Source organism: Franzmannia qiaohouensis, from assembly GCF_031451695.1.
GTDB lineage: Bacteria > Pseudomonadota > Gammaproteobacteria > Pseudomonadales > Halomonadaceae > Franzmannia > Franzmannia qiaohouensis.
Genome location: NZ_JARWAM010000006.1, coordinates 47,063 through 72,697, shown reverse-complemented (window position 1 = coordinate 72,697; position 25,635 = coordinate 47,063). Strand labels below are relative to the sequence as shown.

Genomic DNA, 25,635 nt, shown 5'->3' with positions numbered 1-25,635 from the left:
TGTATCCGTGGGTCGCGGGATACCCTTCCTGTGATACGGCAACGGGTAAGTTGATGGGAGAAAATAGAAAATGGCAGATAACGGCGTAAACAGAGGGCGGCGCCGTTTCCTCGTGGGTGCCACTACCGTCGTGGGTGCGGTGGGCGCTGTCGGGGTTGCGGTCCCCTTTGTGGCTTCTTGGCAGCCTAGTGCAAGGGCAAGAGCGGCGGGTGCTCCGGTGCGGGCCGATATATCTCAGTTGGAGCCCGGTCAGCGGATTACCGTGGAGTGGCGCGGGCGCCCGGTATGGGTTATCAGCCGCACCGAGGAGATGATCGAGCGCACCGAGAACAGCGACCCTGGTCGTTTCTCGGATCCTGACTCCGAGCGACCGCAGCAGCCAGCCTATATCACCGGCCCGCTGCGCTCGTCGCGCCCGGAAATCGGTGTGCTGATCGGCATCTGCACCCATCTGGGCTGTTCGCCGCTTTACCGGCCCGAGCCAGACGCCGTCGATATGGATGACTGGCCGGGCGGTTTCTTCTGCCCCTGCCACGGCTCCTATTTCGACCTGGCGGGCCGTGTATTCCGCAACGTGCCGGCTCCGACCAACCTCGAGGTGCCGCCCTATCGCTTTGAAGGCGACGACATCATCGTCGGTGAAGATGAGGAGAATGCCTGATGGCTAACCCGAACAAGGCGAAGGCGGAAAAGGGGCTCATGCGTTGGGTCGATGACCGTTTTCCCGCGACCCAGATGGTGCAGGACCATCTGACCAAGTACTACGCACCGAAGAACTTCAACTTCTTCTATATCTTCGGCGTGCTGGCTCTGCTGGTTCTCGTCAACCAGATCCTCACCGGGGTGTGGCTGACCATGAGCTACAACCCCTCCGGCGAAGGGGCCTTTGCATCCGTCGAGTACATCATGCGCGACGTGGAGTGGGGCTGGCTGATTCGCTACCTGCACTCGACCGGCGCATCGGCGTTCTTCGTGGTGATCTACCTGCACATGTTTCGTGCCTTGCTCTACGGCTCCTACAAGGCGCCCCGTGAGCTGGTGTGGATCTTTGGCATGACCATCTACCTGCTGCTGATGGCCGAGGCCTTCATGGGCTACCTGCTGCCGTGGGGGCAGATGTCCTACTGGGGCGCGCAGGTTATTATCTCGCTGTTTGCCACGATTCCCTTCGTAGGGCCCGACCTGGCTCAGTGGATCCGCGGTGACTTCCTGATCTCGGGTATTACCCTGAACCGCTTCTTTGCCCTGCACGTGGTGGCGCTGCCCATCGTCATACTGGCACTTGTGGTACTGCACATCATTGCCCTGCATGAGGTCGGCTCCAACAACCCGGACGGTGTCGATATCAAGGAAAAGAAAGACGAATCCGGCAAGCCGCTGGACGGCATTCCGTTCCATCCGTACTACACGGTCAAAGATCTGGTCGGTATCGCTATCTTCCTGTTTGTCTTCGCGGTGGTCGTCTTCTACTTCCCTGAGGGGGGGGGCTATTTTCTGGAGCGGCCAAACTTCGAACCGGCCAACCCCATGGTGACGCCTGACCATATTGCACCGGTGTGGTACTTCACGCCCTTCTACGCGATCCTGAGGGCGATTACCTTCGATCTTGGTCCCCTCCAGGCAGAGTTCCTCGGCGTGCTCTTCATGGGCGGTGCCATCGCGATCCTTTTCGTGCTGCCGTGGCTCGACCGCAGCCCGGTTCGCTCGATGCGCTACAAAGGCTGGATGTCTCGGTCGATGCTGATCATCTTCGCTTTGAGCTTCGTGATCTTGGGTGTTCTGGGGGCGATTCCTGGTACGCCGGTGCGTACTGCCGTGGCTCAGCTCTGCACCGTTCTGTATTTCGCCTTCTTCCTGCTGATGCCGTTCTACACCAAGCTGGAGAAAACTAAACCCGTTCCGGAGAGGGTGACTGGCTAATGAAAAAGCAACTGTTTGCACTGCTCTTCGCGCTGGTGCCGCTCACTACCATGGCGGCACCGCTCCCCGAGCAGCCGTTTTCGATGACTCCGGACATCAATGACGAGGCCTCCCTGCAGCGGGGCATGCAGCTCTACGTCAACTATTGCATGGGCTGTCACTCTCTGGAGCATCAACGTTTTTCCCGAGCAGCTACTGATCTGGGCATGCCCCAGGACCTGGTCGAGGAGAACCTGATATTCAGCCCTGAGCTGGCCTTCAATGACCAGATGAATATCGCCATGGAGGGCAGTGATGGCGCCAACTGGTTTGGTGTGGCACCGCCAGACCTGACGCTGTTCAACCGCATACGGGGGCCCGACTACATTTACTCCTATCTGCTTGGGTTCTATCGCGATCCCAGCCAGCCGCTCGGTGTCAACAACATTGTGCTCGAGGCGTCGGCCATGCCCAACGTGCTCGAACCGCTGCAGGGCGTGCAGGAGATGGTTTGCGCCGAGAGCGACCGGCCCATCGAGGGCGCCGAGCTCGACCCGCTGTCAGGCAAGTATCAGTCCTGTGAAGTGCTGCAGGTCACCCAGCCGGGCAAGATGGAGCCTGACGAGTTCGAGGAAGCGGTCTACGACCTCACCAACTTCCTCGCCTACGTCGGTGAGCCATCCAAGCTGCAGGCCCAGGCACTCGGTCCCAAGGTGTTGATCTTCATCTTCATCTTCGGTGTCATTGCCTACCTGCTCAAGCGTGAGTACTGGCGCGACGTTCACTGATCGTCAGTCGTGCTAGCTGGTGGGGGCGTATGGCCGACCGGGTCATGCGCCCCCTGTATGTCTGGCCTCTGCCTGATCGGCGAGGGCGGGAGCGCTGCTGCCACCGAGGGGTTGCACGGCGTGTTATGATGCAACTTCGAATTGATGCGAGGATTGTTACATGGGTGTAGTGGCCAAGCGTTCGTCGATGACGTTCTATTCCGGCAGTGACGACCACCTCAGCCATAGGGTGCGTATCGTGCTGGCCGAAAAGGGCGTGGCCGTGGACATTCTGGAAGTTGCCGACGGCAGTCAGCACGAGGAACTCGCCGATCTCAATCCTTACAACAGCGTGCCTACGCTGGTGGATCGCGATCTGGTGCTGTATGAATCCAAGGTGATGATGGAGTACCTCGACGAGCGATTCCCGCACCCGCCGCTGCTGCCGGTCTATCCGGTGGCGCGTGCCCAGAGTCGGCTCTGGATGCATCGTATCGAACGCGAGTGGTGCCCGCTGGTCGAACAGATCGTCAGCGGCAGCAAGAAGGATGCCGACAAGGCGCGCAAGGAACTACGCGAGAGCCTGGTGGGTATCTCGCCGATCTTCGAGGACATGGCGTTCTTCATGAGCGAAGAGTTCTCGCTGGTCGACTGCTGCCTGGCACCGCTGCTGTGGCGCCTCCCGGCGCTGGGCATCGAGCTTCCGGAGAAGCAGGTCAAGCCGCTGGTCAGCTACATGGAGCGCCTGTTCGAGCGCGACGCCTTCAAGGCCGCGCTGTCCGAGGCCGAGCGCGAGATGCGCACCTGATACTCATGTCGCCGGTCGTGACCGGCGCGCACCCATTGCAGGAGGCAGACATGCTGTCGAGCCGACCCTACCTGGCCAGAGCCCTCTATCAGTGGTTGCTGGACAACGATCAGACGCCCTATATCGTGGTCGATGCCGAGCACGCCGGCGTTGCCGTGCCGAGCCAGTTCGTCCAGAACGGTCAGATCGTTCTCAACGTGGCGCCGACCGCGGTGCGCGATCTGATGATGGAGAACGAGGCGATTACCTTCAGCGCCCGTTTTGGTGGCCAGCCGATGCAGGTGGTTGTGCCCAGTCAGGCGCTGATCGCACTCTACGCGCGTGAGAACGGCGTGGGGATGGTGTTTGGCCATGAGCCGGTAATGCCCGGTTTCGAGGCCGAGGTGGCCGGCGACGACGCGGCGGCATCGGAAGACGCCGGGCGCTCGCTGTCGAGCGTCGATAGCGACACCGAGTCTTCCGCCGACGATCAGGCCGAGGCCAGCCAAGAGGGCGATGCGCCGCCCAAGGGGCGTCCGTCGCTGCGTGTGATCAAGTAGCGTCGAGACACTCACCGAGGCATGATGCAAAACGGCAGCCCAGTGGGCTGCCGTTTTGCATTCTTGCATGGGGGCGTACCTGGTCAGTCGAGGTATTCGAATGCCTTGACGATGCGCTGCACGCCGCTGATGCCGGACACCGCGTTGACGATGCGCTCTGCCTCTTCGCGGGTGGCGATGCCCATCAGGTAGACGCTCGAGTTCTCGGTGATGGCGCGCACCCGCCGTGCATCGATGCGCTCATCGGCGATCAGCGTCGAGCGCACCCGAGTGGTGATCCAGGTGTCGGTGGTGCGCTGGGCGAGGGGCACGTTGGCAGCCACCGCCAGCTCGTTGTGGACGCGGCGCACGTTACGGGTGCCGGTGGCGACTTCCTGGGCCTTGTCCCGGAGCTCTTCGCTGGGGACCTGGCCGGTCAGCAGCACGATGCCGTTGTAGCTGTCGACGTTGACCCGGGCGTCGTTGAAGCGCGCATCCTCGCGGGACAGGTTACCTGAGATGCGACTCTCGATGCCTTGGTCCTCGACCTGGCTACCGAAGGTCCTGGAGCCGTGGTCCTCGGGGCCGGCGGACATCTGCGCACAGCCGGAGAGCACCAGGCTCAGCGCCATCAGGGTGGATATCACAAATCCTTTTCTCATGCTTATCACTCGCGTTAGGGGTCAAGATTACTCGCTGCCACCGAACAGCTGTTCGTCGATCAGGTCGCACAGGCAGTGGATGGCCAGCAGGTGGACTTCCTGGATGCGTGCGGTCGAGGTGGCCGGCACGCGAATCTCGCAATCATCCTGGCCAAGCAGGGAGGCCATGTTGCCGCCGTCGCGGCCGGTGAGAGCGACCACCGTCATGTCGCGGTCGTGGGCGGCTTGAATGGCCTGGATGACATTGGCCGAGTTGCCGCTGGTGGAGATCGCCAGCAGCACATCGCCCGGTTGGCCGAGGGCGCGGATCTGTTTGGAGAACACCTCGTTATAGCTGTAGTCGTTGGCGATCGAGGTCAGCGTCGAGGTGTCGGTGGTCAGCGCCAGAGCCGGCAGGCTGGGGCGCTCGCGCTCGAAGCGGTTGAGCAGTTCCGAGGAGAAGTGCTGGCTGTCGCCGGCGCTGCCGCCGTTGCCGCAGGCCAGAATCTTGCCCTCGTTGACCAGGCACTGCACCATCATCTGGCTTGCCACCTCGATGAAGGGTGGCAGCACCTCACTGGCATAGGTCTTGGTGTCGATGCTGGCGTTGAAGTGCTCGAGTATGCGTGTCTGGAAATCCATGGTGGCTTCCTGGTCCTTGTCTGTCAGAACGCTTCGAAGGCGCCTCTCACCCACTGGATGTCGAGGTCCGGGGCATGGCCGGTCACGGCCACCACGTCGAAGCGGCAGGCACATGATAGCCCGTTGCGCTGTAGATAAAAACGCGCCGCCCGGATCAGGCGGCGCTGCTTGGTGGCGGTGACGAACTCCAGCGGATGGCCGTGGCGGCAGTCGGCGCGGTGCTTGACCTCGATAAACACCAGAATCTCGCCGTCGCGCATTACCAGGTCCAGCTCGCCACCCTTGGCGTGCTGGTTGCTGGCCACCAGCACGAGGCCGCGCTGGATCAGCCAGTCGGCCACGCTGCGCTCGATCTGCGCACCGCGCTGGCGCGCGTCAGCGGGCCCGGCCATCGTCGAAGACGCTGTCGTTGTCGCTGTCGTTGTCGTTGTCGTTGTCGTTGTCGCTAGCGGGGTCGCGTAGTTGCGGAACACCGTTGCCCATCAGGTCGTCGCGATGGATCAGGCCCAGCGGCAGCTGGGGGACACCGTTGGCAAAGGTGGCCCAGGGCAGCTCGCGGTAGATGCGGCCGTCACTCTCGGCACGCAGTATGCCGGTGGCACCCTGTATCTCGCTGCCGGAAATGGCCTGCAGCTGAGGCAGGCGGCGCGCCAGTTCGTAGGCGTCTACCCCCATGGCGTTGAGTTTGAACAGCGCCGGGTCGTTATCCTCGCGCAGCGCCATGTAGCTGCCGAAGAAGGGCACGGCGTTCTCGCCGCCCACCGCGGCATTGGGGATCAGCCAGGGAATGTCGGGAAACTGCACGTCGTCCAGGTCATGGTCGATGCGCGGCTGCGGACGCCCCTCGTAGAGGTGCGAGGTGGCATAGATGGGCAGGTTGCTGGCGTAGTAGTAGTCCAGCATCGGCGGTACCTGGCGGGCGTAGCTGGGCAGTGCGAGCAGGAACAGCATGTCGACGTTGCCCAGTTGGGCGCGCTCGCCGCTGACGCTGAGCAGCGGGCGCACGGCGCCCGCCACAGAGCCGCCGGGTTCATAGCGCACCGCTGAGGTGACGCTGCCGCCCTGGCGCTCCCACTCCTGGCGGAAGGCGTTGCCGACGCGCTCACCCCAGTCGTTATCTGGCACCAGTACGGCGCTGCGGCGGTGGCCGTCGAGGTAGGCGCGGCGTGCCGCCTGGCGCGCCTCGTCTTCCGCCGACAGGCCGTACTGAAAGAGGCCTTCGGCGTTATTGCGCTCACCGTGGCCGTAGTTCAACGCCAGGGTCGGCAGCGGCACGCTGTCGCGGTTCTCGAGCTCGGTGACCTGGTCCTTGTCGAGGGGGCCGATCACCACCTGGGCGCCGACCATGTTGGCCTCGGCGTAAAGCGCCTGGAGATCGCCGCTGCTGGCGTCGATGAAGGTCATTTGCGGCGTCGACTCGCCGTTGTTGCCGGCTTCCATGTGGCGGGCCCGCAGGCCGCGGCGAATCTGCTCGGCGACATCGGCGAGCGGGCCAGACTCGGGCAGTAGCACGGCGATGCGGCGCACGTCCTGATCGCGCAGCTCGCGCAGTTCCGTCAGTTCGCTGGGCGGCCGCCGCGCAGCGGGGTGGTTGGGATTGCGCTCGCGCCATGCGCCGAGGCGGTCGAGAAAGCGGGTGATGTCGCCACCGCTCTGGCGCTGCAGGTCGATGACCTCGAGCCACCCGGCGGTGAGGGCGTCCGGGTCTTCGCTGAGCGTTGCCAGTTCCTGGCGATTGAGGCGGGTCAGCTGGCGCCAGATGTCATCGTTGAGCACCGGGTTATCGGTGTCGGCCTGGACCCGCAGCAGGGCGCGCGAGGCTGCCAACGGCTCGCCGATGCGGCCCAGCGAGAGCCCTTGGCGATAGCGCAGGGCATTGCGGTCATCGCTCTCCATGCGGATATCCTCGTCGAGGATCTGGGTTGCCTGCAGCACCATGGAGTCGTCTTCCAGGTCATAGGCCAGGCCCGACAGCAGCAGTGCCCACTGCACGCGCTGGGGGTCCTCGAGCAGGCTGTCATCGAGGCTCTCGGCGACCTCGAAGGCCTGCGCCTCGTCACCGCGCCGTGCTAGGATGTCGGCCGCCTCGAGGCGCGTGGCGGCAGCCTCCCCGGGGGGCTGGTCGGCGGCGCGTTCGAGCAGGGTCTCGGGCTCGGGATCGGTGAGCCTGTCGACCATCCCGGTGGGCGCGGCACAGCCCGCCACCATCAGCGCCAGCAGGGCGGCAAGCAGCAGGCCGCGAGGCGATTTGTCCATAAATCCTATTCCCTTGTCTGGGTCCTATCGGAGGAACCGTTATGTCTGACTCAGCGTATGGGGCATTGTACGTGGTCGCCACGCCGATTGGGAATCTTGACGACCTCTCCCCACGGGCGGCACGGTTGCTCGGCGAGGTGGCAGTGATCGCCGCCGAGGATACCCGTCACAGCGCGCGACTGCTGCGTCACCTGGGCCTCGAGCGGCCGATGCTGTCGCTGCACGAGCACAATGAAGCGGCGCGGGTAGCGCAGCTGGCCGAGCGCCTGATGGCCGGCGACGACGTGGCCTTGATCAGCGACGCCGGCACGCCGCTGATCTGTGATCCGGGCTTCGTGCTGGTGCGCGAACTGCGCGACGCCGGCCATCGCATCGTGCCGGTGCCGGGCCCTTGTGCGCTGGTGGCGGGGCTCAGTGCGGCGGGGCTGCCCACCGATCGCTTTACCTTTATCGGCTTTCTGCCGGCCAAGTCGGCGGCCCGGCGGGCGCGTCTCGAGGGGCTGGCAGGGCGTGACGAGACGCTGGTCTGCTATGAATCGCCGCACCGTATCCGTGACACCCTCGCCGACCTCGCAGCGGTGCTGGGGGAGCGCCGCGTGGTGCTGGCGCGTGAGTTGACCAAGACTTTCGAAACCTTCCTCGACGGCAGTGCCGAGATGTTGCTGGCGCGCATGCAGGAGGACCCGGACCAGGCTCGCGGTGAGTTCGTGGTGATGATCGGCGGCGCGCCGCCGCGGGAGGAAACCGACCAGGCGTTGCTCGAGGCCGATCAGCTGCTCGCTGCACTGCTGGCCGAAGGGGTCGGCGTCAAGCAGGCCGCCTCGGTGGCGACGCGGGTGTTGGGCGGCGCCAAGAAATCCTGGTATGCACGAGCCCAGGCGCTCAAGGATGCCGGCTGAGTTTTTTTCAGAGCATCGGCATCGCTCGGGGCTGATCCGGGAGCTGGCCTTCGAGGAGGCGCTGTAAACCCATCCCTGGGCGCTACCTTGCGCCATCCATGGCGCAAACCTCCTCTTCGGCCTGCCCCCGGTGCGCCTCGCTCAATGAGCAGCTGTGATCACTCTGAGTTTCTCTCCTGGCCGCTTGAGAGGGGGCTGGCGCGCTGTTATTCTTCCCGGCTTGGGAGTCGGCCAGACAGTCGCCGCCAGCCGCGCTGCTTGCAGTGCGGGTGGGGGAGGAAAGTCCGGGCTCCATAGGGCAGAGTGCCAGGTAACGCCTGGGCGGCGCGAGCCGACGGCTAGTGCAGCAGAGAGTAGACCGCCTACGTCTCCTTCGGGAGGCCGGTAAGGGTGAAAGGGTGCGGTAAGAGCGCACCGCGCGCCTGGTAACAGTGCGTGGCACGGTAAACCCCACTCGGAGCAAGACCAAATAGGGACCCAATGGCGTGGCCCGCGCTGGGTCCGGGTAGGTTGCTTGAGCGCTGTGGCAACGCAGCGCCTAGAGGAATGGCTGTCCACGACAGAACCCGGCTTATCGGCTGGCTCCCTCCCATTCCCATCGCTGACCGCGATTTTTTCGGCCACCCGCAGTTCCCGCATCGAGAAATTCATGTCCTCACCCGAGAATGCCGCGGCCCCGTCCTCCTATCGACACTCGAGCGTACTGCTCGACGGTGCGGTTGAGGCGCTGCTGCACGACCCCGACGGCGTTTATCTGGACGGTACCTTCGGACGCGGCGGCCACTCGCGGGCGATCCTCGAGCGGCTCGGCGACGGCGGCCGTCTCCTCGCCATCGACCGTGATCCCGAGGCGCTGGCCGCCGCCGGCAGCATCGACGACCCGCGTTTCAGCATCGAGCGCGGCGAGTTTGCGCGACTCGGCGAGATCGCCGAGTCCCACGGCGTGCACGGCAAGCTGGCCGGCATATTGCTCGATATCGGCGTCTCGTCGCCGCAGCTCGACGACCCCGAGCGTGGCTTCAGCTTCCTGCGCGATGGGCCGCTGGACATGCGCATGGACCCCGACCAGGGCGAGAGCGCGGCGCAGTTCCTGGCGCGTGCCGGCGAGTCGGAGATGACCGGCGTGTTCAAGGCCTACGGCGAGGAGCGCTACGCCAAGCGGCTGGCGCGGGCGATCATCGCCCGCCGTGGCGAACGTCCCTTCACCCGCACCGCGGACCTTGCCGAGGTGGTCAAGACTGCCCACCCGGCCTGGGAGAAGCACAAGCATCCTGCCACGCGGGTCTTCCAGGCGCTGCGTATCCAGGTCAACGGCGAGCTGGAGCAGCTCGATGCGGCGCTCGAGGCAGCGCTGGAGGCGCTGGCGCCCGGGGGGCACCTGGTAGTGATCAGCTTTCACTCGCTGGAGGACCGGCGGGTCAAGCGTTTCATTCGCGATCACGTACGTGGCGATAGCCATTTGCCCCGCGGCATGCCGATCCGCGATGATCAGTTGGAGCGTCGTCTCGAAGCGCTGGGCAAGGCACGCCGCGCCAGTGCCGACGAGGTCGACGACAACCCCCGGGCGCGCAGTGCCGTACTGCGCGCCGCGCGCAAGCGGAGCTAGGGGCAGGCGATGAGTCAGCGACGCAAGCGGTTTGCCGGGCTGTCGGGATGGCGTCAACGGCTGAACCTGGTAGTTGTGACGGCACTGGTGGTGGCCACGCTGGCCAGCGCCATGGCGGTGATCGCCTCCAGCCACCTGACTCGCGTGCAGTATGCCCGCCTGCAGCAGCTCGAGCGTGAGCAGAATCAGCTGCAGACCGAGTGGGGGCAACTGCTGCTCGAGGAGAGCGCCTGGTCGTCGCCGGCGCGCATCGAGCGCCTGGCCATCGAGCGCCTGGACATGCGCCTGCCCGATGTCAACGAGGTCGAGGTCATTCGCCCATGAGAGCCGACCCCCGGGATGCAGTGACGCCGCGCCGGCCGCCGCCCACCCAGCCGCTGGGCGGCGGGCGCTATGTGCTGATGGTGGCGCTGGTGCTGATCGGCCTGGGCCTGCTGGCGGTGCGCATCGTCAACCTTCACGTGATCGATCGCCCCTTCCTGCAGGGGCAGGGCGACGCCCGCACCCTGCGCACCGATACCATCCCCGCCCACCGCGGCATGATCACCGATCGCAACGGCGAGCCGCTGGCCATCTCCACGCCGGTGGTAAGCCTGTGGGTCAATCCCCAGGAGCTGCCGGAAGACACCATCCAGCGGCTAATGCTGGCCCAGGCGCTGGGTACCGACCTCGATCAGCTCAACGAGCGCCTGGCGCGCTTCAGTGAGCGTGAGTTCATGTACCTGCGGCGCATGCAGACCCCGGACGACGCCCAGCGGGTCCTCGACCTGCGCCTACCCGGGGTCTACGGGCAGAACGAGTACCGGCGTTACTACCCGGCCGGGGAGGTGGCCGCCCAGCTGCTTGGCGTGACCAATGTCGACGACCAGGGGCAGGAGGGGCTCGAGCTGGCCTATCAGCCCTATCTGGCCGGCACCCCGGGGCAGCGGCGCGTACTCAAGGACCGGCGCGGGCGACTGGTACGCGACCTGCAGCTGCTGCGCGAGGCGCGCCCCGGCGGCGACCTGACGCTGGCCATCGACCAGCGCCTGCAGTACATGGCCTATCGTGAGCTCAAGGCGGCGGTGACCGAGCACGGCGCCGATGGCGGCAGCCTGGTGATGATGGATGCGCGCACCGGCGAGGTGCTGGCGATGGCCAACCAGCCCTCCTACAACCCCAACAACCGTGCCGGTATCGACCCGCGCGGCCTGCGTAACCAGGCCATCGTCGACGTCTTCGAGCCGGGGTCGGTGATGAAGCCATTGGCCATGGCCGCGGCGCTGGAGAGCGGCGAGTACAGCCGCGACACGGTGATCGACACCGCGCCGGGCTGGATGCGCATCGACCGCTTCACGATTCGCGATTTCCGCAACTATGGCGAACTCGACCTCGCCGAGATCCTCGAGAAGTCGTCGAATATCGGCATGTCGCGCATCGTCCTCGAGCTCGACGAAACCGCGGTGCCCGACAAGTATCGTCAATTGGGGCTCGGCCAGAGCCCCGAGACCGGCTACCCCGGCGAATCCACCGGCACCCTGCCGGCGCCGACGCGCTGGTCGCGCAGCCAGCGCGCGGCGCTCTCGTATGGTTACGGCATGTCGGTGTCGACCCTGCAGCTGGCCAGTGCCTACACCGCCATCGCCAACCAGGGCGAGCGGCTGTCGCCGTCGCTGCTCAAGCTCGACGAGCCGCCGACCAGCACCCCGGCCATCGACCCGCGGGTGGCCTATGATCTGCTGCGGATCATGGAAGAGTCGGTGCAGCCCACCACCGGCGGCCGGCGCGCGGCGGTACCCGGCTACCGGGTCGCCGGCAAGACCGGCACGGTGCGCAAGACCGCCGCCGGCGGCTACGCCGAGGACGCCTATCGCAGCGTATTCGCCGGCATTGCGCCGGTCTCCGACCCGCGTATCGTCACGGTGGTGATGATCGATCACCCCCGCGGCGGCGAGTACTATGGCGGGGCGGTAGCGGCACCGGTGTTCTCGCGAGTCGTCGGCAATGCGCTGCGCCTGCTCGACGTGCCGCCGGACCAGCGCAGCGAGCCGGTCGAGGTCGACCGGCAGAACCTCGAGCCCATCCCCCCCTGAAAGGACATCAGATGCAGGTCGATCGCCAACGACTGACCCAGGCGCTGAGCGAACGCTGGCCCGACGCCGCGGTCTCGCGCCTTCCCGCCACCGAGTACCTGCGCCTCGAGCTCGACAGTCGCCGGCTGGCGGCCGGCGATCTGTTCGTGGCGCTGCCGGGGGTCAACGTCGATGGCCGCGATTACGTGGCCCAGGCGCTGGCCGCTGGGGTCGCGGCGGTGCTCTATCATCTCGACGACGGCGAGTCGCCGCCGGTGGATCCGCGCGTGCTCGGACTGCCCGGGCTCAAGGCGCAGCTGGGTGCGCTGGGGCGCGAGCTGTTCAACGTAGCGGAGAACCTGGAGCTGATCGGCGTCACCGGTACCAACGGCAAGAGTTCGGTGACCCACTACATTGCCGCACTGAGCGAAGCGCTGGGGCGACCCTGCGGCGTGGTCGGCACCCTTGGCGCCGGTCGCGTCGGTAGCCTGGCCGATAGCGGCCATACCACTCCCGGGCCGCTGGCGCTGCAGGCCGCACTCGGCGAGCTCGGCGACCAGGGCGTCACGCGGGTGGCCATGGAGGTTTCATCCCACGCCCTCGACCAGGGGCGCCTGGCCGGCTGTCGGCTGGCGGCGGGGGTGTTCACCAACCTGAGTCGCGACCACCTCGACTACCACCCCAGCATGGCGGCCTATGCCGCGGCCAAGGCGCAGCTGTTCAAGCGCGACGAGCTCGAACTGGCGGTGGTCAACGCCGACGATCCGCTGGCGCGGCTGATGCTGGCCGGGATCTCGGAGCGGGTGCGGGTGCTGGCCTGCGGCGAGGATGAGGCGACCACGCTGAGGGTCGTCGAGTGGCTGCCCCACGCGTCCGGCCAGCGTGCGCTGATCGCCACGCCGCTGGGCGAGCGGGTGCTGGAGCTGGCGCTGATGGGACGCTTCAATCTCGATAACGTACTGCTGGCGATGGCCACGCTCTACGGCCTGGGGGAGGATCTCGACGCGCTGCTGGAGGCGGCCGCCGCGCTTGCGCCGGTGCCCGGACGCATGCAGCGCCTGGCGGCGCCCGGCGGGCCGAGCGTGGTGGTCGACTATGCGCACACGCCGGATGCCCTCGACAATGCCCTGCGCGCGCTGCGCGCCCACCTCGGAGAGACGGCGACCCTGTGGTGCCTGTTCGGCTGCGGCGGTGATCGCGATCCCGGCAAGCGGCCGCTGATGGGGCAGGTCGCCGAGGCTCAGGCCGGGCGGGTAGTGATCAGTGACGACAATCCGCGCAGTGAAGACCCGGCAGCGATTCGCGGGGCGATTCGCGCCGGCTTGAGCGCACCCCAGGCCGACAGCGTGTGGGAGATCGATGGCCGCCGCGAGGCGATTGCTCGTACGCTGGCCGCGGCCGAGCCCGAGGACATCGTGCTGATCGCCGGCAAGGGCCATGAGGCCTATCAGGAGATCGCCGGCGTGCGCCACGCCTTCAGCGACCTGGCCGAGGCCGAAGCGGCGCTGGCACGGCGCGGAGAACGCCCATGAATGCGGGACTCAATACCCTCGGCGAGGTGGCTGCGGCGCTCGGCGTGGCGGCGCCGGACCCAGCGGGGCTGGCGCTCGGCGCCATCACCACCGACACCCGGGCGCTGGCAGCGGGGGCGCTGTTCGTGGCGCTGCGCGGCGAGCGCTTCGATGGCCACGATTTCATTGCCCAGGCGCGTGCCGCCGGCGCGGCGGCGGCGGTGGTCGAGCAGCGCCTCGACGATCCGCTGCCGCAGCTGGTGGTGCCCGATAGTCGCCTCGCCCTGGGGTTGTTGGGGCTGGCGCGGCGGCGGGCCTGGGGGCAGGCCGGTGGGCGGCAGCTGGCGGCGATTACCGGCAATAGCGGCAAGACCTCGGTCAAGGAACTGCTCGCCGGGCTACTCGCCCAGCAGGGGGCGACGCTGGCCACCCGCGGTAACCTCAACAACGATATCGGTGCGCCGTTGACCCTGCTCGAGCTGCGCGGCGAGCATCGCCATGCGGTGGTCGAGCTGGGCGCCAACCATCTGGGCGAGATCGCCTGGACCACTGCGCTGGCGGTGCCCGACGTGGCGCTGATCACCAATGTCACCGGCGCCCACGTCGGCGAGTTCGGTGGCATGGGCCAGATTGCCCAGGCCAAGGCTGAGATCCTCGCCGGCCTCGGGCCGCGTGGGGTGGCGGTGCTCAACCGTGACGACCGCTTCTACCCGCTGTGGCGACGCCTGGCCGGCGAGCATGAGGTGATTGACTTCAGTCTCAGCGATGCCGCGGCGCGGGTCACGGCCGGAGCGCTGGCCTGTGACGAGCTGGGGCGCTATGCTTTCACGCTGTCGTTCGATGGTCGACAACTGGGCCGCGTGACGCTTGCGCTGCTGGGCCGTCATAGCGTGGCCAACGCGCTGGCAGCAGCAGCAGCGGCCCTGGCCATGGGGCTCGACGGTGATGCCGTGGTCACTGGGCTCGCGGCAGCGGCGCCGATGGCGGGGCGCATGGCCGTGGTCGCGGGCCTGCGCGACACGCGGCTGATAGATGATACCTATAATGCCAACCCCGGCGCGGTGAAAGCGGCACTGGATGCGTTGGCCGACATGCCGGGACCGCGCTGGTGCCTGTTGGGCGTCATGGGCGAGTTGGGCGAGGCGTCGCCGCGGCTGCATGCCGAGGTCGGACGCTATGCGCAGGAGAAAGGGATCGATTTTCTCGGCACCACCGGTGATGCCGCGCGCCAGGCCGCTCTGGCCTGCGGGGCTGCCGGCTGCCATTTCGACGACTGGGAGGCGCTGGTGCGCCATGCCCTCAACCATCTGCCGCCAGGGGCCAGCGTGCTGGTCAAGGGCTCGCGCAGTGCCGGCATGGAACGAGTGATTGCCGCCCTGCGCGCTGATGCATCAAGGTGAACGCGACACATGCTGCTTTATCTGGCCAATTTTCTGGCGCAATTCCAGAGCGCCTTCAATGTCTTCAACTACCTCACCCTGCGCATGATCCTGGGGACCATCACCGCACTGCTGCTCTGCCTGTGGCTGGGACCGCTGATGATCCGCCGCCTGGTCGAGCGGCAGATCGGCCAGGCGGTGCGTGACGACGGCCCCCAGTCGCACCTTTCCAAGGCGGGTACGCCGACCATGGGCGGGGCGATGATCCTGATGGCGATCGCCGTGAGCACCCTGCTGTGGGGAGACCTTGCCAACCACTACGTGTGGATCGTACTCGGCGTCACGCTGGGCTTCGGTGCGATTGGCTGGGTCGACGACTACCGCAAGGTGGTGGAGAAGAACCCGCGCGGCCTGCCGGCGCGCTGGAAGTACCTCTGGCAGTCGGTGATCGGCCTGGCCGCCGCGGTGCTGCTCTATACCACCGCGGCGAGCCCGGTGGAGACCAGCCTGATCGTGCCGCTATTCAAGGACATCGTGGTGCCGATGGGGGTGTTCTTCATCGTGCTGACCTACTTCGTGATCGTCGGCAGTTCCAATGCGGTCAACCTCACCGACGGCCTCGACGGCCTGGCCATCATGCCCACCGTGCTGGTGGCCATGGGCCTGGCGGTATTCGCCTATGCCAGCGGCAATGCGGTATTTGCCAACTACCTGCAGATTCCGATGATTCCCGGCGCCGGCGAGCTGGCGGTGTTCTGCGCGACCATTGCCGGTGCCGGGCTGGGGTTCCTGTGGTTCAACACCTACCCGGCCCAGGTCTTCATGGGCGATGTCGGCGCGCTGGCGCTGGGTGCGGCGCTGGGCGTGGTCGCGGTTATCGTGCGCCAGGAGATCGTGCTGTTCATCATGGGCGGGGTGTTCGTGATGGAGACGGTGTCGGTGATCCTGCAGGTCGGCTCCTACAAGTTGACTGGCCGGCGGATCTTTCGCATGGCGCCGCTGCATCACCACTTTGAGCTCAAGGGCTGGCCTGAGCCGCGGGTCATCGTGCGTTTCTGGATCATCACGGTGGTGCTGGTGCTGGTCGGCCTGGCCACCCTGAAGGTGCGCTGACGTGGCTCAGGCAGCGACACGGGTCAGCGTACCGGCGGGCATGACGCTGGTAGTGGGGCTGGGTATCTCGGGGCGGGCGATATGTCGCCACCTGAGCCGCCGCAAGGTGCCTTACATGGTCGCCGATACCCGCTCGGCGCCGCCCGGGCTCGACGACTTCCACGCCGCCCACCCGGGCGTCGAGATCTACTGCGGGCCGCTCACCGGTCTCGACTTGAGCGAGGTCGAGGAGGTGGTGCTGAGCCCCGGGGTCGACCCCGCCACACCGGGGCTCGCCGAACTGGCCGGACGCACCCGGGCGGCCACCGGCGAGCCGCTGGTGGTGGGCGAGATCGCGCTGTTCGTGCGCGCCGCGCGGGCGCCGATCGCCGCCATCACCGGCTCCAACGCCAAGTCCACCGTGACCACCCTGCTCGGCGAGATGGCCCAGCAGGCGGGGCGCCGGGTGGCGGTCGGCGGCAACCTCGGCACGCCGGCTCTCGACCTGCTCCACGACGCGCCGGACGCCGACTTCTACGTGCTCGAGCTGTCGAGCTTCCAGCTCGAGACCACACCGCGGCTGGGCGCCGAGACCGTCGCCTTTCTCAACCTCTGCGAGGATCACCTCGACCGCCACGGCGACCTCGACGGCTATCGCCGGGCCAAGCAGGGTATCTTCCGCGGCGCCCGCCATGCGGTGGTCAATGCCGACGATCCCCTGACCTGGCCCCTCGAGGCGCCGCCGGCGCAGCTCGAGCGTTTCACCGTGACGGCCCCGGCCGAGCAGGAGTGGGGCATCGCCAACCACGATGCCGGCGACGGGGCCGAGCCCTGGCTGATGTGCGGCAGCCGCCCGCTGCTGGCCGCTCGTGACGTGCGCCTGCGCGGGCGGCACAATCAGGCCAATGCGCTGGCAGCCCTGGCCATGGGCGCGCGCCTCGACCTGCCGCTGGACGCCATGCACGAGGTCCTGATGCGCTTTGCCGGCCTGGCGCATCGCGGCGAACTGATCGCCGAGTGGCAGGGCGTGGCCTGGATCAACGACTCCAAGGGTACCAACGTCGGTGCCACCCTGGCGGCGATCGCCGGGCTCGGGCCGACCCTCGACGGCAAGCTGATCCTGCTGGCCGGCGGAGTCGGCAAGGGCGCGGATTTCAGCCCGCTGAGTGCCCCGCTCGCCGCGCACGCCCGCGCCGTGGTGGTCTTCGGCCTCGACGGCGAGCGCCTGGCGCGCAGCCTTGAGGGGGCGCTGCCGGTGCATCCGGTAGCCGACCTCGACGCCGCCATGGCGCTGGCGCAAACCCTGGCGAGCCCCGGCGACTGCGTGCTGCTGTCGCCGGCCTGCGCGAGTTTCGATCAGTTCGCCAACTACCAGGAGCGTGGCGAACATTTCCGCCGCTGGGTATTGGCCCGGCAGAGGGAGGTTGACGCATGAAGGCTGGGACCCGACGGCGCTCCTGGGGGGCGCGCTTCTCTACCGCGGATCAGCCGTTCGACGCCTGGCTGCTGCTGGCGGCTATGTCGCTGCTGTTGATCGGCTGGGTGATGGTTACCTCGGCCTCCACCGAGGTGGCCTCGAGCCTCACCGGCAATCCCTATTACTTCAGCATCCGCCACGGCATCTTCGTGGTGATGGCGCTGGGCGTGGGGATCGGCGTGTCGCGGGTACCGCTGGTGTGGTGGAAGGTCAACGGCCCGCTGCTGCTGCTGGTCGGGATCGTGCTGCTGGCGCTGGTGCTGATCTTCGGTCGCGAGATCAACGGCAGCAAGCGCTGGCTGTCACTGCCCGGCGTGCCTTTCAACCTGCAGGCCTCCGAGGTCACCAAGCTGTGCCTGATCGCCTACATGGCCGGCTACCTGGAGCGCTTCCTGGCCGAGGTGCGCCAGCACTGGGGCGCCTTCCTGCGCCCGCTGCTGGTGGTCGCCGTGATTGCACTGCTGTTGATCCTGGCGCCCGACTACGGCGCGGTAGTAGTGATGACCGGCTGCGTGATGGGCATGCTGCTGATGGCCGGTGCGCCGCTGTGGCGTTTCGGGCTGCTGCTGATCGTGGTGGGGCTGCTGGGGTTTTATGTCGCCATTGCCGAACCCTATCGCCTGGCACGCCTGACCAGTTTCGCCGACCCCTGGGCCGATCAGTTCGCCAGCGGCTACCAGCTGACCCAGGCGCTGATCGCCTTTGGCCGTGGGCACTGGCTGGGGCTGGGGCTGGGCAACAGCGTGCAGAAACTCTTCTACCTGCCCGAGGCGCATACCGACTTCGTGTTTGCCGTGATCGCCGAGGAGCTCGGCCTGTTCGGTGCCATCGCGGTGGTTGGACTCTTTGCGCTGCTGGTGTTTCGTGCGCTGACCATCGGCCGTCGCGCGGAGCTTGCCCGGCTGCCGTTCGCCGCCTATCTCAGCTACGGTATCGCGCTGGTGATCGGCTCCCAGGCGTTCATCAATATCGCGGTGAGCACCGGTATGCTGCCGACCAAGGGACTGACGCTGCCGCTGCTCAGCTACGGCGGGTCGAGCCTGCTGGTCAGCGCGGCGATGATTGGCCTGCTGATTCGCGCCGATGCCGAGACGCGGCGCGCCATGCGGCGTGCCCAACCCACCGCACCGCGGGCGCGCAGCGCCGGCGCTGCACGTTCGACAGGAGACGCCAAGTGAGTCAGCGCTTTCCGCGGCGCGTATTGATCATGGCCGGTGGTACCGGCGGACATGTGATTCCTGCGCTATCGCTGGCACGCGGCCTGGCCGCCAAGGATGTCCACGTCGAGTGGCTGGGCAGCCCGCGTGGCATCGAGAATCGCCTGGTGCCGGATGCCGGTATCCCGCTGCACCACATCGACATCGCCGGCCTGCGCGGTAACGGCGCCGCCGGCTGGTTGAAGGCGCCGTGGCGGCTGCTGCGTGCCGTAGCTCAGGCGCGTGGGGTGATCCGCGAGCTCGACCCGCAGCTGGTGGTGGGCCTCGGCGGCTTCGCCAGCGGCCCCGGCGGGCTGGCGGCGTGGCTGATGCGCCGGCCGCTGATCATCCACGAACAGAACGCCGTGGCCGGGCTGACCAACAAGGCGCTGTCGCGCCTGGCGCGGCGCGTCTACGCCGCCTTTCCCCAGGCCTTCGGCGGGCGTGCCGAGGCGGTGGGTAACCCGGTGCGCGAAGAGATCGCCGCCCTGGGAGCCCAGCCGCGTAGCGCCGCGGCGATGGCCCAGCGGCCGCTGCGCCTGCTGGTGGTGGGCGGCTCGCTGGGCGCCCAGGCGCTCAACCAGTGCCTGCCGGCGGCGCTTGCCCGGCTGCCGGAGGAGCAGCGCCCGGTGATGCATCACCAGGCCGGGCGCGACAAGGCCGAGGCGACCCGCCAGGCCTACGCCGCTGCCGGGGTCAGCGCCGAGGTCAGCGAATTCATCGACGACATGGCGGCGGCCTACGACTGGGCCGACCTGGTGGTGTGCCGCGCCGGTGCGCTGACCGTGGCCGAGCTGGCCGCCGCCGCCAAGCCGTCGCTGTTCGTGCCCTTTCCGCATGCGGTAGACGATCATCAGACCGCCAACGCACAGGCGCTGGTGGATGCCGGGGCCGCCGAGCTGATGCCCCAGGCGACCCTGACCCCAGATTCCCTGGCCGCGCGCCTGCAGGCGCTGCTGGCCCCCGAGACGCTTGCCGCCATGGCCGTGCAGGCGCGAGGCGAAGCGCGCCTCGACGCCATCGAACGCCTGGTGGCCGGCTGCATGGAGACTGCTTTTGACTGATATCAACGCTTCACAAGCCAGCCGCGCCGGCCTCGGCATGCGGCGCATCCGGCGCATTCACTTCGTGGGCATTGGCGGTGCCGGCATGTGCGGCATCGCCGAGGTGCTCGCCAACCAGGGTTATCGGGTGAGTGGTAGCGACCTCAAGGCCTCGAGCGTGGTCGAGCATCTGCGCGGCTGTGGCGTCGACGTCTGGATCGGCCATCACCAGCGCCATGCCGAAGGCGCCGACGTGGTGGTGGTGTCGACCGCGGTGGATGCCAGCAATCCCGAGATTCGCTGGGCCCACGAGCACCGCGTGCCGGTGGTGCGGCGCGCCGAGATGCTCGCCGAGCTGATGCGCTTTCGCCACGGCATCGCGGTGGCCGGCACCCACGGCAAGACCACCACCACCAGCATGACCGCCACCCTGCTGGCCGAAGACGGCCTCGACCCGACCTTCGTGATCGGCGGCAAGTTGACCAGCGCCGGCACCAATGCGCGCCTCGGCGAGGGCGACTACCTGGTCGCCGAGGCCGACGAGTCGGACGCCTCCTTCCTGCATCTGCAGCCGATGGTGTCGGTCGTCACCAATATCGATGCCGACCACATGGCCACCTACGGCGGCGACTTCGAGCGGCTCAAGGGCACCTTCATCGAGTTTCTGCACAACCTGCCGTTCTACGGCCTGGCGATCCTGTGCATCGACGACGACCACGTGCGCGGGCTGCTCGACGACGTACATCGCCAGTTCGTTACCTACGGCTTCAGCGCCGACGCCGACTACCGTATCACCGACTTCGTGCAGCAAGCCGGCGAGGTGCACTTCACGGCGCACCGTCCCGGCGGACTGGCGCCGCTCGCGGTGCGGCTGGCGATGCCCGGTGAGCACAACGCCCTCAATGCGTTGGCGGCGATCGCCGTGGCCAGCGATGCCGGCGTCAGCGATGCGGCGATCCAGCGCGGCCTGGCCGGATTCGCCGGCGTCGGGCGGCGCTTTCAGGTGCACGGCAATTTCGCCTCGCCGGGTGGCGACGGCGAGGTGATGCTGGTCGACGACTATGGCCACCACCCCCGCGAGGTGGAGATGGTGATCCGCGCGGTGCGCGCCGGCTGGCCCGAGCGGCGGCTGGTGATGGTCTACCAGCCGCACCGCTATTCGCGGACCCGCGATCTCTACGAGGACTTCGTGCGGGTACTGTCCGGGGTCGATACGCTGCTGCTACTGGATGTCTACAGCGCCGGTGAGGCGCCGCTACCCGGCGCCGAGGGGCGTAGCCTGGCCGGCTCGATCCGTCAGCGGGGCAAGGTCGATCCGCTGTTCGTTGCCAGCAAGGCCGAACTGCCGGGGCTGCTCGCCAATGTGCTGCGCCCCGGCGATATCCTGATCACCCAGGGCGCCGGCGACGTGGGCGGTATCGCCCAGGCGCTGGCCGAAGCGCAGTTGAATCTCGACGAGGTGGCACTATGACGGATGCATCCTTGCGTGACGCCTGCGGCCGTGTGGTGGTGCTGTTTGGCGGTCACTCCGCCGAACGCGAGGTGTCGCTGATGAGCGGTGCCGCGGTGCTTGCCTCGCTGCAGCGCAGTGGCATCGAGGTGAGCGGCTATGATCTGGCCGACGGTGGACTCGCCGGTCTCGAGGCGCTGGCCCCTGACCGGGTCTTCATCGCCATGCACGGGCGCGGCGGCGAAGATGGCACCCTGCAGGGCGCGCTGGAACTGCTCGGGATTCCCTACACTGGTAGCGGCGTGCTGGCCTCGTCGCTGGGCATGGACAAGCAGCGCACCAAGCAGGTGTGGCAGGCGCTGGGCCTGCCTACCCCCGAGAGCGTGATTCTCGCTGAGGATGCCGACTGGGATCGGGTCTGCGAGCGGCTCGGCCTGCCGCTGATCGTCAAGCCGGTGCACGAGGGCTCGACGCTTGGCATCAGCATCGTCGACAGCCGTGAGGCGCTGGTTGCGGCCTATCACGAAGCGGCGCGTTTCGATGCCCAGGTGATGGCCGAGCGCTTTATCCAGGGGCCCGAATATACGGTGTCTCTGCTCGGCGACGAGACGCTGCCGCCGATTCGCGTCGAAGTGCCCAGCGGCTTCTATGATTACGAAGCCAAGTACATCTCCAACGACACTCGCTATCACCTGCCGTGTGGACTTGCTGCCGCCGAAGAAGCCGAACTCGGTGAGCTGTGCCGGCGCGCCTTTGCGGCCATCGGCGGTGAGGGCTGGGGCAGGGTCGACGTGATGCGCGATGCCGAGAGTCGCTTCTGGCTGCTCGAGGTCAATACCGTCCCCGGCATGACCGATCACAGCCTGGTGCCGCAGTCGGCGGCCCACGCCGGCTACGACTTCGACGCCCTGGTGCGGCGCATCCTGGCCACCACCCTCGACCACCCCAGGGAGCGCTGAGGCCTCATGAGTCAAGCCGCGAGGGGGTCCCTGGTCGGGCTGATGCTGTTTGTGGTGCTGATGGTGGCGGGTGGCCGTGCGCTGTGGCTGTGGCTCGACCGCCCGGTGGAGCGGGTCTCCATCAGCGGCGAGCTGAGCCATGTCAGTGCCGGCTACCTGCGCGAGGAGCTGGCGCCGCTGATCCAGGGGCGTACCTGGCTGTCGGTGGACCTCGGCGAGCTGCGCCGCGAGGCCCGCGACGTGGAGTGGCTGGCGGAAGTGCGCGTCTCCCGGGAGTGGCCCAATGCGCTGACCTTCGAGCTGGTCGAGCAGGTGCCGGTGGCGCGTTGGAACGACGATTTCCTGCTCAACCCCGAGGGCGAGCCCTTCGCTTTCGGGCCAGTGTCGCCGCCCGGCGACCTCGCCGATCTTGCCGGCCCGGCGGGCAGTGGGCCCGAAGTGCTGGCCTATTACCATGACCTGTCGGCGCGGCTCGATACCCTTGGCTTGACCATCACCCAGCTGCGACTCGAGGCGCGCGGCGCGTGGCGTCTGCAGCTCGACGATGGCGCCTGGGTGATGCTTGGGCGTAATGACCGCGACGCACGTCTGGCACGTTTGAGCGCCGCTTGGCAGCGCCAGCTGGGTGCCCAGGCGTCGCATATACGCTACATCGATTTGCGTTATCCCAACGGCGTGGCGGTTGCCTGGCATGGAGAAACCGAGACTGGGAGTGACGACGAAGAGCAGGGCTGATAACCGCTTTTTTTCGCTGACTTCCCGCCAGGTCTCGCTATGGGGTGTTCCTTTTATTTAAAAAGCCCCGTATTCTGACGTATGTTTTTCATCGACTACTGGTGAAACAACACAAGTTGTTCCTATAATTGTGCCTATGTCTAATGACGCACTTTAATGGACACTTAATACCGACAAGTTTGAGGAGTGACCGCGACCCATGGCAGGACAACCCAACGCTTCCAATATGGTAGTCGGGCTGGATATCGGAACATCCAAGGTCGTGGCGATCGTGGGGCAACCCACCGACGATGGCGGTATTGAAATTGCCGGCATCGGTTCGCATCCGTCGCGGGGCATGAAGAAGGGCGTGGTGATCAATATCGAATCCACGGTGCAGTCGATTCAGCGCGCCGTGGAAGAGGCCGAACTGATGGCCGGTTGCGATATTCATTCGGTCTATGTCGGCATCGCCGGCAGCCATATCAGCTCGATGAATTCCGACGGCGTGGTGGCGATCAAGGAGCGCGAGGTCAGCACCTACGATATCGAACGGGTAATCGATTCGGCGCGGGCGCGGGCTATCTCCGAAGGGCAGCGGGTACTGCATGTGCTGCCCCAGGAGTTCTCCATCGACAAGCAGGGCGGCATTCGCGAGCCGCTGGGCATGTCCGGGGTGCGCCTCGAGGCGCAGGTACACCTGGTCACTGCGGCACTCAATGCGGTGCAGAATATCGAGAAGTGCGTGCGGCGCTGCGGCCTCGAGGTCGACGCCATCATCCTCGAGCAGCTGGCCTCGAGCCATGCGGTGTTGACCGAGGATGAGCGTGAGCTGGGTGTGTGCATGGTCGACATCGGTGGCGGTACTACCGATATCGCGGTGTTCACCGAGGGTGCCATTCGGCACACCGCGGTGATTCCCATTGCCGGCGACCAGGTCACCAATGACATTGCCATGGCGCTGCGCACGCCGACCCAATACGCTGAAGACATCAAGGTCAAGTACGCCTGCGCGCTGACCCAGCTGGCTTCAAGCGATGAGATGATCAAGGTGCCGAGCGTCGGCGAGCGCCCTGCCCGGGACCTGTCGCGTCAGGCCCTGGCCGAGGTGGTCGAGCCGCGCTATGAAGAGTTGTTCACGCTGGTGCGCGAGGAACTGCGGCGCAGCGGCTACGAAGATCTGGTGGCGGCGGGGGTGGTACTCACCGGCGGCACCTCGCGGATGGAAGGCGTGGTCGAGCTGGCCGAGGAGATATTCCACATGCCGGTGCGTATCGCCAGTCCGCAGAATGTCCGCGGTCTGGCCGATGTGGTGCGCAATCCGATTTATTCCACCGGGGTCGGTTTGCTACATTACGGCATGCGTGACGCCAGGCAGGGGCATGGCCTCCACGGCCACGGACGAGTACTATCGGCACAGCCGAAGAGGGAGGACGTCTCCCGGCGGGGACTCAAGGACGGTTTTCCGGCACTGGACAAGATCAAGGGCTGGTTCAAAGGAAATTTCTGATACGGGCCGCGAGCGGTCCAGGAGACGGGGCTTATGTTCGAACTGGTAGATAACGCACCCTCAAGCAGCGCGGTCATCAAGGTGATCGGCGTCGGCGGCGGCGGCGGCAATGCTGTCAATCACATGGTCGAGAGCAACATCGAAGGCGTCGAGTTCATCTGCGCCAACACCGACGCCCAGGCGCTCAAGCGCGTGGCCGCCAAGACCGTGCTCCAGCTCGGCAGCGAGATCACCAAGGGGCTGGGGGCTGGAGCCAGTCCCGATGTTGGCCGCCAGGCAGCGATGGAAGATCGCGAGCGCATCGCCGAGCTGCTCGGTGGGGCCGACATGGTCTTCATCACCGCCGGCATGGGCGGCGGCACCGGCACCGGTGGTGCGCCGGTGGTCGCTCAGGTGGCCAAGGAGCTGGGTATCCTCACCGTGGCGGTGGTGACCCGGCCGTTCCCCTTCGAGGGGCCCAAGCGCATGCGTGCCGCCGAGGAGGGCATGAAGGAGCTCTCCGAGCACGTCGACTCGCTGATCACCATTCCCAATGAAAAGCTGCTCGCGGTGCTGGGCAAGAACGCCAGCCTGTTGACCGCCTTCAGCGCTGCCAACGACGTGCTGCTGGGCGCGGTGCAGGGCATCGCCGAGCTGATCACTAGCCCCGGCATCATCAACGTCGACTTTGCCGACGTGCGCACCGTGATGTCCGAGATGGGTATGGCGATGATGGGCACTGGCGGCGCCACCGGCGAGAACCGCGCCCGCGAGGCTGCCGAGAAGGCCATCAAGAGCCCGCTGCTGGAAGATATCGATCTGCACGGCGCACGCGGCATTCTGGTCAATATCACCGCCGGGCCGGATCTGTCGATCGGCGAGTTCAACGACGTGGGTGCCACCGTCCAGGAGTTCGCCTCCCAGGACGCCACCATCGTCGTGGGTACTTCCATCGACATGGACATGACCGATGAGCTGCGCGTCACCGTGGTCGCGGCGGGCCTCGAAGGCCGCCAGCAGAAGGCCGCACCGCGCGAGAACGTGGCGGCGCGTCCCGAGTCGACCGACTACCGCACCCTGCAGCAGCAGCCGGCGGTAATGCGCCAGCAGGCGGCCAAGTCCGAGCAGGAAGCGGCGGTCAAGGCGCGGGCCGAGAAGCGCAAGTCCCAGGAGCTCGATGACTACCTGGACATCCCGGCGTTCCTGCGCCGCCAGGCCGATTGAGGCGTGCTATCGAC

General features: G+C 66.8%; 24 protein-coding genes and 1 other RNA gene. 21 read left to right on the top strand and 4 right to left on the bottom strand.

Annotated features, from left to right (window positions below; all coding sequences use genetic code 11):
- The first annotated feature begins 70 nt into the window (after positions 1-70).
- From petA to QC821_RS09370, 5 genes are all read left to right on the top strand, one after another.
- The gene (gene petA, locus QC821_RS09390; RefSeq protein ID WP_309720136.1) at positions 71-661 is read left to right on the top strand and encodes a ubiquinol-cytochrome c reductase iron-sulfur subunit; all 591 of its coding nucleotides are present in this window, start codon (positions 71-73) and stop codon (positions 659-661) included.
- Complete coding sequence (locus QC821_RS09385; RefSeq protein ID WP_309720133.1) at positions 661-1,920, top strand: cytochrome b; 1,260 nt, start codon at positions 661-663, stop codon at positions 1,918-1,920. Before petA ends, QC821_RS09385 begins: the two co-directional genes overlap by 1 nt.
- The gene (locus QC821_RS09380; protein WP_309720130.1) at positions 1,920-2,687 is read left to right on the top strand and encodes a cytochrome c1; all 768 of its coding nucleotides are present in this window, start codon (positions 1,920-1,922) and stop codon (positions 2,685-2,687) included. The genes QC821_RS09385 and QC821_RS09380 overlap by 1 nt, the downstream gene beginning before the upstream one ends.
- A 160-nt stretch (positions 2,688-2,847) precedes the next feature.
- Positions 2,848-3,474, top strand: a complete 627-nt coding sequence (sspA, locus tag QC821_RS09375) for a stringent starvation protein SspA (protein WP_309720127.1) — start codon at positions 2,848-2,850, stop codon at positions 3,472-3,474.
- A gap of 50 nt (positions 3,475-3,524) precedes the next feature.
- Complete coding sequence (locus QC821_RS09370) at positions 3,525-4,013, top strand: ClpXP protease specificity-enhancing factor (protein ID WP_309720124.1); 489 nt, start codon at positions 3,525-3,527, stop codon at positions 4,011-4,013.
- 83 nt (positions 4,014-4,096) lie between these two features.
- Here QC821_RS09370 and QC821_RS09365 read toward each other — a convergent pair whose 3' ends face one another.
- From QC821_RS09365 to QC821_RS09350, 4 genes are read right to left on the bottom strand one after another with little or no spacing between them, the layout of a single operon-like run.
- Entirely contained in the window at positions 4,097-4,654 is a 558-nt protein-coding gene (locus QC821_RS09365; RefSeq protein WP_309720121.1) for a BON domain-containing protein, read from the bottom strand.
- Positions 4,655-4,681: 27 nt separating this feature from the next.
- Complete coding sequence (locus QC821_RS09360) at positions 4,682-5,275, bottom strand: phosphoheptose isomerase (protein WP_095622085.1); 594 nt, start codon at positions 5,273-5,275, stop codon at positions 4,682-4,684.
- Between the two features lie 23 nt (positions 5,276-5,298).
- Positions 5,299-5,667 (bottom strand): YraN family protein, encoded by a 369-nt coding sequence (locus QC821_RS09355; RefSeq protein ID WP_309720116.1) that lies wholly within the window; start codon positions 5,665-5,667, stop codon positions 5,299-5,301.
- A complete protein-coding gene (locus QC821_RS09350) occupies positions 5,651-7,531 on the bottom strand; it encodes a penicillin-binding protein activator (RefSeq protein ID WP_309720113.1) in 1,881 nt (626 codons plus the stop codon). Before QC821_RS09350 ends, QC821_RS09355 begins: the two co-directional genes overlap by 17 nt.
- 41 nt (positions 7,532-7,572) lie before the next feature.
- Between QC821_RS09350 and rsmI the strand changes: the two genes are divergently transcribed.
- The 16 genes from rsmI to ftsZ all read left to right on the top strand — a co-directional run bounded on the left by rsmI (position 7,573) and on the right by ftsZ (position 25,621).
- Positions 7,573-8,430: a 16S rRNA (cytidine(1402)-2'-O)-methyltransferase gene (gene rsmI, locus QC821_RS09345; RefSeq protein ID WP_309720110.1), complete on the top strand. Its 858-nt coding sequence runs from the start codon at positions 7,573-7,575 to the stop codon at positions 8,428-8,430.
- A 223-nt stretch (positions 8,431-8,653) separates the two neighbouring features.
- Positions 8,654-9,020: RNase P RNA component class A (rnpB, locus tag QC821_RS09340), an RNA gene on the top strand.
- A 59-nt stretch (positions 9,021-9,079) separates the two neighbouring features.
- Positions 9,080-10,036, top strand: a complete 957-nt coding sequence (gene rsmH / locus QC821_RS09335) for a 16S rRNA (cytosine(1402)-N(4))-methyltransferase RsmH (protein ID WP_309720108.1) — start codon at positions 9,080-9,082, stop codon at positions 10,034-10,036.
- Positions 10,037-10,045: 9 nt separating this feature from the next.
- Positions 10,046-10,360 carry a cell division protein FtsL gene (gene ftsL / locus QC821_RS09330; RefSeq protein ID WP_309720105.1) on the top strand — a complete coding sequence of 105 codons (315 nt, stop codon included), beginning with the start codon at positions 10,046-10,048 and terminating at the stop codon, positions 10,358-10,360.
- Complete coding sequence (locus QC821_RS09325) at positions 10,357-12,108, top strand: peptidoglycan D,D-transpeptidase FtsI family protein (protein WP_309720102.1); 1,752 nt, start codon at positions 10,357-10,359, stop codon at positions 12,106-12,108. The genes ftsL and QC821_RS09325 overlap by 4 nt, the downstream gene beginning before the upstream one ends.
- 11 nt (positions 12,109-12,119) lie before the next feature.
- A complete protein-coding gene (locus tag QC821_RS09320) occupies positions 12,120-13,619 on the top strand; it encodes a UDP-N-acetylmuramoyl-L-alanyl-D-glutamate--2,6-diaminopimelate ligase (RefSeq protein ID WP_309720099.1) in 1,500 nt (499 codons plus the stop codon).
- Positions 13,616-14,998 carry a UDP-N-acetylmuramoyl-tripeptide--D-alanyl-D-alanine ligase gene (locus QC821_RS09315; protein WP_309720096.1) on the top strand — a complete coding sequence of 461 codons (1,383 nt, stop codon included), beginning with the start codon at positions 13,616-13,618 and terminating at the stop codon, positions 14,996-14,998. Before QC821_RS09320 ends, QC821_RS09315 begins: the two co-directional genes overlap by 4 nt.
- Positions 14,999-15,007: 9 nt before the next feature.
- Positions 15,008-16,090 carry a phospho-N-acetylmuramoyl-pentapeptide-transferase gene (gene mraY / locus QC821_RS09310; protein WP_309720093.1) on the top strand — a complete coding sequence of 361 codons (1,083 nt, stop codon included), beginning with the start codon at positions 15,008-15,010 and terminating at the stop codon, positions 16,088-16,090.
- A 40-nt stretch (positions 16,091-16,130) separates the two neighbouring features.
- Positions 16,131-17,504: a UDP-N-acetylmuramoyl-L-alanine--D-glutamate ligase gene (gene murD, locus QC821_RS09305; RefSeq protein WP_309720768.1), complete on the top strand. Its 1,374-nt coding sequence runs from the start codon at positions 16,131-16,133 to the stop codon at positions 17,502-17,504.
- Positions 17,501-18,724, top strand: a complete 1,224-nt coding sequence (gene ftsW / locus QC821_RS09300; RefSeq protein WP_309720088.1) for a putative lipid II flippase FtsW — start codon at positions 17,501-17,503, stop codon at positions 18,722-18,724. The genes murD and ftsW overlap by 4 nt, the downstream gene beginning before the upstream one ends.
- A gap of 29 nt (positions 18,725-18,753) precedes the next feature.
- A complete protein-coding gene (gene murG, locus QC821_RS09295; RefSeq protein ID WP_309720766.1) occupies positions 18,754-19,806 on the top strand; it encodes an undecaprenyldiphospho-muramoylpentapeptide beta-N-acetylglucosaminyltransferase in 1,053 nt (350 codons plus the stop codon).
- A gap of 37 nt (positions 19,807-19,843) precedes the next feature.
- On the top strand, positions 19,844-21,256 hold the full coding sequence (gene murC, locus QC821_RS09290) for a UDP-N-acetylmuramate--L-alanine ligase (protein ID WP_309720764.1): 1,413 nt from the start codon (positions 19,844-19,846) through the stop codon (positions 21,254-21,256).
- Positions 21,253-22,194, top strand: a complete 942-nt coding sequence (locus tag QC821_RS09285; protein ID WP_309720086.1) for a D-alanine--D-alanine ligase — start codon at positions 21,253-21,255, stop codon at positions 22,192-22,194. Before murC ends, QC821_RS09285 begins: the two co-directional genes overlap by 4 nt.
- Before the next feature lie 6 nt (positions 22,195-22,200).
- Positions 22,201-22,929, top strand: a complete 729-nt coding sequence (locus QC821_RS09280) for a cell division protein FtsQ/DivIB (protein ID WP_309720083.1) — start codon at positions 22,201-22,203, stop codon at positions 22,927-22,929.
- Positions 22,930-23,128: 199 nt separating this feature from the next.
- The gene (ftsA, locus tag QC821_RS09275; RefSeq protein ID WP_095622099.1) at positions 23,129-24,418 is read left to right on the top strand and encodes a cell division protein FtsA; all 1,290 of its coding nucleotides are present in this window, start codon (positions 23,129-23,131) and stop codon (positions 24,416-24,418) included.
- Between the two features lie 33 nt (positions 24,419-24,451).
- Positions 24,452-25,621: a cell division protein FtsZ gene (gene ftsZ / locus QC821_RS09270; RefSeq protein WP_309720076.1), complete on the top strand. Its 1,170-nt coding sequence runs from the start codon at positions 24,452-24,454 to the stop codon at positions 25,619-25,621.
- The last annotated feature ends 14 nt before the right edge of the window (positions 25,622-25,635 follow it).

Coding starts and splice junctions, on each gene's coding strand:
- petA (WP_309720136.1), top strand. CDS start 71: ATGGCAGATAACGGCGTAAACAGAGGGCGGCGCCGTTTCCTCGTGGGT.
- QC821_RS09385 (WP_309720133.1), top strand. CDS start 661: ATGGCTAACCCGAACAAGGCGAAGGCGGAAAAGGGGCTCATGCGTTGG.
- QC821_RS09380 (WP_309720130.1), top strand. CDS start 1,920: ATGAAAAAGCAACTGTTTGCACTGCTCTTCGCGCTGGTGCCGCTCACT.
- sspA (WP_309720127.1), top strand. CDS start 2,848: ATGGGTGTAGTGGCCAAGCGTTCGTCGATGACGTTCTATTCCGGCAGT.
- QC821_RS09370 (WP_309720124.1), top strand. CDS start 3,525: ATGCTGTCGAGCCGACCCTACCTGGCCAGAGCCCTCTATCAGTGGTTG.
- QC821_RS09365 (WP_309720121.1), bottom strand. CDS start 4,654: ATGAGAAAAGGATTTGTGATATCCACCCTGATGGCGCTGAGCCTGGTG.
- QC821_RS09360 (WP_095622085.1), bottom strand. CDS start 5,275: ATGGATTTCCAGACACGCATACTCGAGCACTTCAACGCCAGCATCGAC.
- QC821_RS09355 (WP_309720116.1), bottom strand. CDS start 5,667: ATGGCCGGGCCCGCTGACGCGCGCCAGCGCGGTGCGCAGATCGAGCGC.
- QC821_RS09350 (WP_309720113.1), bottom strand. CDS start 7,531: ATGGACAAATCGCCTCGCGGCCTGCTGCTTGCCGCCCTGCTGGCGCTG.
- rsmI (WP_309720110.1), top strand. CDS start 7,573: ATGTCTGACTCAGCGTATGGGGCATTGTACGTGGTCGCCACGCCGATT.
- rsmH (WP_309720108.1), top strand. CDS start 9,080: ATGTCCTCACCCGAGAATGCCGCGGCCCCGTCCTCCTATCGACACTCG.
- ftsL (WP_309720105.1), top strand. CDS start 10,046: ATGAGTCAGCGACGCAAGCGGTTTGCCGGGCTGTCGGGATGGCGTCAA.
- QC821_RS09325 (WP_309720102.1), top strand. CDS start 10,357: ATGAGAGCCGACCCCCGGGATGCAGTGACGCCGCGCCGGCCGCCGCCC.
- QC821_RS09320 (WP_309720099.1), top strand. CDS start 12,120: ATGCAGGTCGATCGCCAACGACTGACCCAGGCGCTGAGCGAACGCTGG.
- QC821_RS09315 (WP_309720096.1), top strand. CDS start 13,616: ATGAATGCGGGACTCAATACCCTCGGCGAGGTGGCTGCGGCGCTCGGC.
- mraY (WP_309720093.1), top strand. CDS start 15,008: ATGCTGCTTTATCTGGCCAATTTTCTGGCGCAATTCCAGAGCGCCTTC.
- murD (WP_309720768.1), top strand. CDS start 16,131: ATGACGCTGGTAGTGGGGCTGGGTATCTCGGGGCGGGCGATATGTCGC.
- ftsW (WP_309720088.1), top strand. CDS start 17,501: ATGAAGGCTGGGACCCGACGGCGCTCCTGGGGGGCGCGCTTCTCTACC.
- murG (WP_309720766.1), top strand. CDS start 18,754: ATGGCCGGTGGTACCGGCGGACATGTGATTCCTGCGCTATCGCTGGCA.
- murC (WP_309720764.1), top strand. CDS start 19,844: ATGCGGCGCATCCGGCGCATTCACTTCGTGGGCATTGGCGGTGCCGGC.
- QC821_RS09285 (WP_309720086.1), top strand. CDS start 21,253: ATGACGGATGCATCCTTGCGTGACGCCTGCGGCCGTGTGGTGGTGCTG.
- QC821_RS09280 (WP_309720083.1), top strand. CDS start 22,201: ATGAGTCAAGCCGCGAGGGGGTCCCTGGTCGGGCTGATGCTGTTTGTG.
- ftsA (WP_095622099.1), top strand. CDS start 23,129: ATGGCAGGACAACCCAACGCTTCCAATATGGTAGTCGGGCTGGATATC.
- ftsZ (WP_309720076.1), top strand. CDS start 24,452: ATGTTCGAACTGGTAGATAACGCACCCTCAAGCAGCGCGGTCATCAAG.